The sequence below is a fragment of the Calditrichota bacterium genome, assembly GCA_014359355.1.
GTDB lineage: Bacteria > Zhuqueibacterota > Zhuqueibacteria > JANLFK01 > Oleimicrobiaceae > Oleimicrobium.
Window position 1 is genome coordinate 1 of sequence record JACIZP010000061.1, and the last position, 3,390, is coordinate 3,390.

Here is a 3,390-nt window from a genome sequence, read left to right on the forward strand (position 1 = left end):
GGATAGGCCATGCCGATGCGCGGGCTGAACTTGAACTTTTTCTTGGCCTTCACCCACCCATTGTACTCAAAGCCGGGTCGGGTTGGGTCCTGCTCGCCCAGGGGATCCAAGGGATCGGCCCACATCTCACCGCCGGCATTGGCGTAGTCCATCCTGCCCCCGACATTGATGACGACGCTGCCATACTCAATCTTGTCTAAGATGTAGAGCGCACCCTCCTTGGGAAACATGCGGTAGATGGTCGGGTACGCCGAGGGCCCTGAGGTCCCTTGGTCGTCGTGCCGGTGCACGTCCATGTACACGAACTGGCCTCCAACCTTGAGCTGATGGTGCCTGGTCACCTGGCTAGTGAAGTCCAGCCGCAGGTCATAGGTGACGCTGGAGTCGCCCTCAAAGTAGTTGTTGTCATAGCGGATCCGGAAGTAGCCCTCCCAGGGGTCGAGCACGCCGTAGGTATTGTAGTGGGCGTATTGCTCCTTGGCCAGAATGTTATCCCAGTCCGGCGCCCAATAGTTGGTCAACCCCATGACGGTGGCATAGGGGTGACCGTAGTCATTGAGAATGCGCGAGCGGCGGGACTGGAAGAAGCGCTGAAACCTGAAGGTGTAGAAGGTGGAGGGACTCAACGTGTGGCTCAATACCAGGCTCTGTCTGTTGCTGCGCTGGATGCGTACCTGGCGGGCGCCCATGCCGGAGCGGTTCCGATGCCAGATCTCAAAGTTGGTGCTCCCACAGACCGGACAGACCTCAGGCGTTGGTTCACCAGGGGCAACAAAGCGGCCGTCGTCGTACTTGGCCCCGCGCAAGAAGATGCGCGCGCCACAGTCGCTGCACACCAACAACCGGTCGATGGTCTCCCGCTTGTCCACTGGGCTCTGATCCACGTTGTACCAACCGCCGAACCAGTCGTCAGGCAGGTAGTAGTAATAGCCCGCGTGGAACACGTTGGCCTGACTGTAGCCGCCCGACTGGGAAGCGCTCAGCGCCAACTTGAGGTTGGGACTGATGCGCCAGGTCAACTTACCCAAGTAGTCAAACGAGTTATCCCACCCCAACCCTTTCCACCCTTTCCAGATATCTATGGGGTTAATCCAGCGCACGGCCCCGTACACCGGCCCTTTGGTCTTGACGCTCTGCAGTTGTGCGGAGGTGATCAGGTCCATCTTGCCGTCTTCGAGGAAATCCTTGATCAACTCCTTTGACGAGGGAAGGTCCCCACGGTAGTCGTCCCAGATGATGTCGTCAAACTTGAGCACCGTGCCAGCCTGGACACTGGCCTCGCCAGAGAAGAAGAAGGACACGGTCTTGGTGAAGGGCACCGGGCCACTGAAGCTGGCCACTACGTCTTGGTAATTGCGCGCCCGTCCCTCAGCAGGCGCCAACGCCTTGATGCCAAACGGCATGGAAGTGCTATACTCGAGCTGCCCCGAGAAGACTGACCCCCCCTCGCGCGTGGACAGGTTGATGACCCCGGACAGGGCATTGCCGTATTCAGGGCTAAACCCGCCGGCAGCCACCGTCATCTGGTTGATGGCGTTATTGTTGACCCGCGTGGCGAAGCCGCCAAACAGCGGGTTCCCAACCTTCATGCCGTCAATGACTAAAGCCAGCTCGTTGTTGCGCCCGCCGCGCATACGAATGTCCTCGATGCCGCGCAGATCGTAGCCCGACTTGCTGTACGGCGTATTGGTCAGGATAGTGACATTCGACTGCAACGCCAGTACCCTGGTCATGTCCTCAGCAGGCAAGTTCTTGATGTCCTCGTAGGTAATGGTGGAAACCTTCGAGGTCACGTCGCGCTCGATGAGCGGGCGCTCGGCCGTCACCACCACCTCCTCCCCCTCCAACACCGTCTCTTCTATCTCAAAGTTGATGCGCGTGGTCTGATCCACCACCACCTGCACCCCTTCCTTGTGGACCGTCCGGTACCCAATCATCGAGGCCACCAGTGTGTAGGTTCCTGGCTGCACGTTCAGGATGAAGTAGTAACCATCCGGGCCAGTGGAGGCACCGCGTGCCGTGCCCTTGACGATTACGCTGACCCCAGGAATGGGCCGGCCAGAGGCCTTATCCTTGACCACCCCGTCGATCTTGCCAGTGACTGATTGGGCGTGGACGAGGCAAGGTAGGAGTAGCAAAGCTACCCCTAGCCCCATAACTATGCTCCCTCTCATAGTTCCCTCCTGTAAAGGGTTCAGTTGCAGCGCGCGCGTGGTCTGTCCTGCGCTCCCAGCCCGCGGCGCGCACGCCTCCCGCCCTGGTGCGCCACTTCTGCGGCGCAAAGACGATGCTACTTGCCGGAAAAACACAAAAGGCACACCTCCCTCCCTTCCCACCAAAAAGGGTAGCTGTGCCTTTGCACTCCGAGGCTATCAACCATCACTCCAGCTCTCTGGGGCGCCTGAGCCTTGCAAGGCCGAGGTTTTGTGCTACGTCAATATAACATCCAACCGCTAAAATGTCAAGGGAAAAATTCATTTTTTTCCGGACCACGAGGAAAGCCCATCTTGTTTGCCTCCCTATCTTCCATCGGAACCTTCTTGTATGAGTCGCTGGATATGGTTCTCCAGAACGATTGAAGGGAGCTTGAACCCATGGTAGATCCGGTGTCTCCCGCAGCAGCGATACCCTTTCCTAAGGGCGAGGGAGGGGCATAGGCCTCGGCTGCAAACCCTCCCTTGTGTCTACAGGCTTCTCCGTTTTGGGATTCGTTCCCCACAAGCGGATGAAGCACTTGCGGCGCGCTCTGTCAGGTGGTCGCCCACGGTGGCATGCAACTGTGCCAACAATCGCAGACCCCGGGCCCTTTCGGCCCACTTTTGCCCTCCGCGAGCCCATACACGATGAATGTTGAACTGACGTGTGTCTGCATCGTCGCCTCACTGCGCCCCTCGCAGGCGTGAGCCTTACTCACCAGGAAGTGCGCAGAGTTGTCTTGGTGCCGTCCTTCGTGGGGCGGCAGGCACCCCACTGGGGCGCACATAGCGCCGCGCGAATCAGTAAGGCGGCCGCCCGACTCTCCTCATCCGGAGCGACACTCGCCCGTGTCGCCGAGCTCCTTGGCATCCACCCGGATATGATGAAGAGGACGCAACTCTTTCCCCACCTCAAGTCCCTATCACCCCTTCTTTTTCATTTTCCTCACCAAGCCACGCAGGCAGATAACGCACGCACTCGGGGGAGATGTGGAAGATCGCGCAGCAACTTCCCATTCTCCGGCTTAAGACAATCACTTGCTCGTCAAACTCGTGTATGGTCTTGCGGATACGGTGTGGCACCGAGTCCCTGCTGTTCATCGCCCGTCGGCCAATTGGGCACGGGGATCCACGAGGCGGCGAGTTCGGGCGCGGTCTGGCTGAGGCCCACTCCCCTGGTTCTCTTCACCATCGC

Annotated in this window: 1 protein-coding gene; it reads right to left on the bottom strand. The window is 59.2% G+C overall.

Going from position 1 to position 3,390, the window contains the following annotated elements; all coding sequences use genetic code 11:
• Positions 1 to 2,174, bottom strand: a 2,174-nt coding sequence (locus H5U38_02710) for a carboxypeptidase-like regulatory domain-containing protein (protein ID MBC7185924.1), incomplete at its 3' end; no start/stop codon positions are given.
• Between the last annotated feature and the right edge of the window lie 1,216 nt (positions 2,175 to 3,390).